Origin of the sequence: Streptomyces sp. 796.1, from assembly GCF_047525675.1 — a bacterium.
Taxonomy (GTDB): domain Bacteria; phylum Actinomycetota; class Actinomycetes; order Streptomycetales; family Streptomycetaceae; genus Streptomyces.
The window spans coordinates 268,651-274,814 of sequence record NZ_JBLIWA010000003.1 but is presented as its reverse complement, the minus strand read 5'-3'; the positions used below and the strand labels follow the sequence as shown (position 1 = coordinate 274,814).

Here is a 6,164-nt window from a genome sequence, read left to right as displayed (position 1 = left end):
CCCCCCCCCCCCCCCACCTGCGCCGGGTCACGGGCCCGCAGGCGCGGCCCGAGCCCGTACGCCCATGGCCGCGAGGCCCCACGAGGGCGCGCGGGCCCCGCCGGAGGGCTGCGCCGACGTGCCGGCCACGGCCGGACGGCACGGACACGGCAGGAACGGGGCGGAACGGGGCAGGGCGGGAGGGGGCGAGGTAGTGCGGCGGGGGAACGGGGCGGGACAGCGGGAACGGGACGAGGCGGGGCGGGGCGGGGCGGCGGGGGAAGCGGGGCGGGCCGGCGGAGGGTTCGGCACCGGACGCGTCCGGCCACGGCCAATTCGGCTCCGTTGCGGGCGGGTTGCTGCCACGTCCGGGTCCCGTCTTCGCCAGGACACATGGCGGTGACGTCGGGACCCTACACTCGCTCGCGTGAACCAGGCATCGGGGGACGGCCGGGAGTACCGCGTCGCGGAATTGGGCCGCGCGGCGGGGGTCAAGGTGCGCAACCTGCGCTACTACCAGGGCCGCGGGCTGCTGCCACCGCCGCGCTACGTGGGCCGGGTGGCGCTCTACTCCGAGGCGCACCTCGCCCGGCTGCGGCTGATCAGCGACCTGTTGGCGCGCGGCTACACGGTCAAGGGGATCGCCGAGCTGTTCGCCGCTTCGGACCGGGGCAGTTGCGTCGCGGAGTTCCTGGGCTTCGAGGAGCACTTCACCGAACAGCAGCCGGCGCGCGCCGGCCCCACCGACGCGCCGGTGGTCACCTGCCGCGCGGAGCTGCGCGAACGCTTCGGCGACCAGCTCACCGACGAGACCCTGCACCGCGCCGCAGAGCTCGGCTACCTCACCGTCGACGGGGAGACCATCACCCACCCCAGCCGCCAACTCCTGGACAGAACAGAGGAGTTGGTACGCAGCGGAGTCCCCCTCGCCGCACTCCTCACGGTGAGCGCCCTGGTCCGCGACCACACCACGGAACTGGCCGAACACCTGGCCAGCGCCGTCCGCACCCATCTCATCGACGGCGACGGCGGCAGCGACACTGCGGACAGCGGCGACCGCGGCAGCGAGGGCGACGGCGGAGGCAGGGGCGACGGTGCGGACGGGAGCGCCCGCACCGGCACCGGAGCCCCCGGCAGCGCCGTCACCACCGCAGGCCCCGGCGACGCACCGGACGCCACCCCCGGCGCCGACCCCCGCGACAGCGCCACCCACGGCGCGCCGGGCCGCCACCCGCGCGTACCGGCAGCCGGGCGCGTGGCAAGCGCCATGGCCACCCTGCGCCCGCTGGCCGGCGAGTTGGTACGCGCCGAGTTCGCGCGGGCGATGGGCCTCCAGGTGGCGGCCGAACGCGCCCACCACGCGCCGACCGCAACCCAAGCCCCGATCCCGGCCGCGACGCCGCACGAGCACAAGGCGCCGCCCACCGGCCCGACCGGCAAGGGGCCGGCCCGTACCACCGCCCAGGCAACGGCCGCCGACCCGGCCGACGGGACGGACACGAGCACGCCGGCCGAGCCACCCCGCGGGACGGACCCGGAGCCGGACGCCGACTGAACCAACCCGCAACAACCGCCACACCCACCCCACGGCATGATCACGCCAACTGCGGCCCCGCAACCGGCTCCGACAACGACGTCATAGCCGCACCTAGCCGACCCGCCGTGCCGCCGACCACAGATCTGACGCTCCGTCAAAACCTGCCTGACCGGCCGAAAACCGCTCTGAGCTGATCTTGTCAATGGTCATTGGCAGCTTTAGGCTCAAGCCCGTTACATCGCGTAATGAGCTCGGTTCATGTTGTGCGCGGACCCCGTTCCGCGCGGTTGCTCTGAAGGAGCCCCTCATGACGAACCGCACGCACCGCTCCCGCGTTCTGACCACGTCCGCCGCCGGCGTCGCCGCGGCAGCCGCCATCGCGCTCTCGCTGGCCGGCACCGCGACCGCCGAGTCGTCGGCCCGGGCGGCCGGCTCCACCACCGTCTCCCCGGCGGGCCACTACTTCGCCGCCAAGCAGTCGGGCGACGTCGTCCTCAAGGCCGGGCCGCTCACCGTGACCTGTGCCGTCTCCACCTCGCAGCCGACCGGCAGCGGCACCGCCAACCAGATACCGGCCGCGCCCAACAACACCAACGCCAGCGGCCCGGTGTCCGGCACCATCTCCGCGCCCACCTTCGAGTCCTGCACCAGCAACGTGCCGGGCCTGAACGTCTCCATCGCCACCTCCGGCACCTGGGGCATCTCGATCCAGCACGGTGCGCCGATCACGGCCAACCTGTCGACCCCGAGCGGCGGTCTGGTGATGTCCCTGACCGGCGCCCTCACCTGCACCGGCACCTCCGGCGCGGCGAACGTCGGCGGCACCTGGACCAACGGCGCCCCGGCCAAGCTCGCCTACGCCGAGTCCAGCGTCCCGGTGACCATCACGGGCGGCGCCGGCTGCCCGACCGACATCACCTCGGCCACGCTCAGCGCGGCCTACGACGTCTCCGACGTCACCGACCCGGCGACCGCGCTCACCGTCACCGCCTGACCTCAAGGAACCGCGCCGACAGCCCGTACGGACCGCGCCGCCAACGCCAGGCACTCGGCGGCGCGGCCCGTGCGGGCCACTCCCCGTCGCACCCGCCGGGCCGGCCGCACGGCCGCCGCACCCCGCGCTCGCCCGCTCCCGCGCCTCCCCTACCGTTGGCGCATGCCTGCCACCCCTGCCATGGCCTCGCTGACCCAGGCCGTGCCCCTCATCGACGGCGTGCTGCTCCGCCCCGCGGCACCGGCCGACGCCCCGGCGCTGGCCGCGGCCCTGCGGCGCAACCGCGAGCACCTGCGGCCGTGGGAACCGCAGCGCCCGGACGACTTCTTCACCACCGAGGGCCAACTCGTCCGGCTCCAACAGCAGGTCCTGGAACGGCACTCCGGGCGCGAGTTCGGCTGGCTGCTGGTGGACGGGACGGAGATCGCCGGTTCGATGACGCTGACCGGCATCGTGCGCGGCCCCTTCCAGAACGCCTCGCTCGGCTACTGGATCGCCGCCGACCGGATCGGCCGCGGCCTGGCCACCGCCGCGGTGCGCGCCGTGTGCGCGGCGGCCGACCATCGCCTGGCCCTGCACCGGGTGCAGGCCGGGACGCTGCCGGACAACGTGCGCTCCCAGCGCGTCCTCGCCAAGTGCGGCTTCGAGCGGATCGGCACCGCCGAACGTTACCTGCACATCGACGGCGCCTGGCGCGACCACGTCCTCTTCCAACGCATCCTCAACACCCACGACCCGATCTGAACCACCGCCCCACCCCGCCCGGCCCCTGACTTCACCACTGCCTGACCTCCGCCGGGCCGCTCCGGGCCGTACCGGCGCCGTCCGGACCCGCCCGGACGCCCGGACCGTGCCGTGCCGCGCGTACGGCCGTTCGAGATGCGGTCAGGGGCGCGCGGACGGATGCTTGCTGAACGCGACGATCCGTTCGGGGCGAGCGGGAGGGCAGGGATGTTCTCAGGTCTGGGCCGTCTGGTGGTACGGCGGCCGTGGTGGGTCATCGTGACCTGGATCATCGCCGGTACAGCGGTCATCTCGCTCGCCCCCAAGCTCACCTCCACCAGCGACGAGGCAAGCTTCCTGCCCTCCAGGTACGAGTCGATCAAGGCGATGGACCTCCAGGAGGAGCAGTTCCCGCAGCAGCAGAACGTGGGCGCGATCATCGTCTTCCAGCGCGCCGACCGCGCCCGGCTGACCGCGGCCGACTCCGCCGACGTACGCAAGGTCGCCGACCGGTTGGCGCGGCAGAAGATCCCCGAGGTGCAGGACGTCAGCGCCACCCCGGTAGCACCCAACAAGCAGGTGCAGACCGCGATCGTGGCCATGCCCAAGCTGAACAACCCGGAGGACACCGCGCAGCAGGACGCGGTCCAGGAGATCCGCGACGAACTGCCGTCCGCGCTGCGCGGCACCGACCTCACGGCGGGCGTCACCGGGTCGGCCGCGCAGGCCCTGGACGAACGCGAGTCGGCCGACCGGGCCGGGGTGCTGGTGGCCGTCGGCACCATCGTGATCATCGTCGTCCTGCTGCTCGTCATCTTCCGCAGCCCGATCATCGCGCTGCTCCCCGTGGTGCTCATCGGCCTCATCGCACCGCTCGCCACCGGCCTGATCGCCAGCGCCAACGAGCTCTTCGACATGAAGACCGACAGTTCCATCCGGGAGCTGCTGACGGTGGTGCTGTTCGGCGTCGGCACCGACTACATCCTGTTCCTGCTCTTCCGCTACCGGGAGGCGCTACGCGCCGGCGAGGACGCCAAGAGCGGCATGGTGCACGCCGTGGAGCGGGTCGGCGAGGCCATCGCATCGGCCGCCGGCGCCGTCATCGTGGCGTTCGCCGCGCTCGCCCTGTCCACGCTCGGCATGTTGAAGTCGATGGGCCCGGCCCTGGCCATCGCGGTCTTCGTGACCCTCCTCGCCGGCCTCACGCTGGTGCCCGCGGTGGTGTCGCTGCTAGGCACGCGGGTCTTCTGGCCCTCGCGCTCGTGGCGGGCCGAACCGTCCGGCACCGGCTTCGCCCGCTTCGGTGCGCTCCTCGCCCGCCGGCCCGCGGTGTGGGCGCTGGCGTCGGCGGTCTTCATGGGGGCGCTCACGGTGGGCGCGCTCGGCTACCGCGCCAACTTCGACCTCGCCGGCTCCTCGCTGCCCAAGTCCAAGGAGTCGATGGTCGCCCAGCGCGACATGGAACGGGGCTTCCCGGCCGGCACCACCGACCCGAGCTCGGTCTACCTCGACGCCACCGACGGCCGGCCGCTGGACCCCGCCGCCGTGGCCGCGGTCCGGGAACGGCTGCGGGCGGTCGACGGCGTCGGCTCGGTCGACCCGGCCACCCTCAGCAAGGACCGGCGCACCGCGGCGTACGAGGTGGTGCTCACCGACCCGCCCGCCTCCGACGACGCGCTGGACACGGTACGTACCGGACTGCGCCCGGCCGCAGACGAGGCGGCCCCGGCCGGCACCCGGGCCCTGGTGGGCGGCACCACGGCGGTGTACGTGGACATCAACAAGGCCGTGGACCGCGACTACGCCGTGGTCTTCCCGGTCGCCGCCCTCTGCATCATGATCATCTTGGGGCTGCTGCTGCGCAGTCTGGTCGCGCCCTGGTACCTGCTGCTGTCGGTCGCGCTCGGCTTCGGTGCCACGCTCGGCGCCACCTCACTGCTCTTCCAGCAGATCGGCAGCCAGCCGGGGCTGATGTTCATGCTGCCGGTGATCATGTACCTGTTCGTGGTGGCACTGGGCACCGACTACAACATCCTGATGGTCTCCCGGCTCCGCGAGGAGGCCCGCGAGGGGCGCGAGCCGCGGGACGCGGCGGGCACCGCCGTACGCCACTCGGGGCCGACCATCGCCGCCGCCGGCGTCATCCTCGCCGGCACCTTCGCCACCCTGATGCTCGCCGGCAACGCCACCCTGTCGCAGATGGGGTTCGCCCTGTCGTTCGGCATCGTGGTGGCCGCGTTCGTGATGGCCATGATCTTCACGCCGGCCCTGACGGCGCTCATCGGCCACACGGCGTGGTGGCCGGGCCACGGCGACCGCGGCCGACCGCCGCCCCGTACACCCGCCCCGACCGCCGCCCCACGCTCCCCCACCGACCCACCTGCGCCCCGGCCACAGGACCCGCCCGGCTCTTGAACGCGGGGCCCGGCCCCAGTCACGTACGGCGGGGGACGGCTCGGGCGGTGCGGCGGTGCGGCGCGGCTGGGGCGGTTACGACGGGTGCAGCGGGCGGGTACGGGGCGGGGCCGCGGGTCAGCGGGGCGTGTCGGCCGGGGTCGGCTGGTCGTCCGCGTCGGCTTCCGGGTCCTGGGCTGGGTCCGGATCCGGGGCTGAGTCGCGGTCGGCGTCGGCCGGGCCGGGCCGGAGGGTGGGGGCGGTGCCCGAGGCCGGGGCGGTGCCGGCGGCGGGAGCCGCGGCTGTCGGGGCCGCGCCCGAGGCGGGGCCGGCACCGGCGGTCGGGCCCGTGCCCGAGGCCGGGTCGACGACCGCCACCGGGACCCTGGTCAGCCGGTCCTCCGCCGCCGCGGCCTCCGCGGGCCGGGCCGCGCCTGCCGCCGGGCCCCCGGCTTCCGTGGCTTTCGCGGCGTCCGGCGCGCGGGACGGGGTCCCCGCCGCAACCGGGACGGAGGCGGGCCGGTGCGCGGGGCCGGC

4 protein-coding genes and 1 pseudogene are annotated in these 6,164 nt (G+C 74.5%); 4 read left to right on the top strand and 1 reads right to left on the bottom strand.

What is annotated here, in order from left to right:
* The first annotated feature begins 406 nt into the window (after positions 1–406).
* From ACMA1D_RS03900 to ACMA1D_RS03885, 4 genes are all read left to right on the top strand, one after another.
* The gene (locus ACMA1D_RS03900; protein ID WP_414722429.1) at positions 407–1,534 is read left to right on the top strand and encodes a MerR family transcriptional regulator; all 1,128 of its coding nucleotides are present in this window, start codon (positions 407–409) and stop codon (positions 1,532–1,534) included.
* Positions 1,535–1,823: 289 nt separating this feature from the next.
* Positions 1,824–2,510, top strand: coding sequence for a hypothetical protein (locus ACMA1D_RS03895; RefSeq protein WP_414722428.1), 687 nt, complete (start codon positions 1,824–1,826; stop codon positions 2,508–2,510).
* Between the two features lie 162 nt (positions 2,511–2,672).
* Positions 2,673–3,254, top strand: a complete 582-nt coding sequence (locus ACMA1D_RS03890) for a GNAT family N-acetyltransferase (RefSeq protein WP_414722427.1) — start codon at positions 2,673–2,675, stop codon at positions 3,252–3,254.
* Between the two features lie 207 nt (positions 3,255–3,461).
* Complete coding sequence (locus ACMA1D_RS03885; RefSeq protein WP_414722426.1) at positions 3,462–5,648, top strand: MMPL family transporter; 2,187 nt, start codon at positions 3,462–3,464, stop codon at positions 5,646–5,648.
* 117 nt (positions 5,649–5,765) lie between these two features.
* On the opposite strand, the pseudogene ACMA1D_RS03880 reads toward ACMA1D_RS03885, so the two are convergent.
* Positions 5,766–6,164: pseudogene (locus tag ACMA1D_RS03880) on the bottom strand (hypothetical protein); the annotation flags it as partial.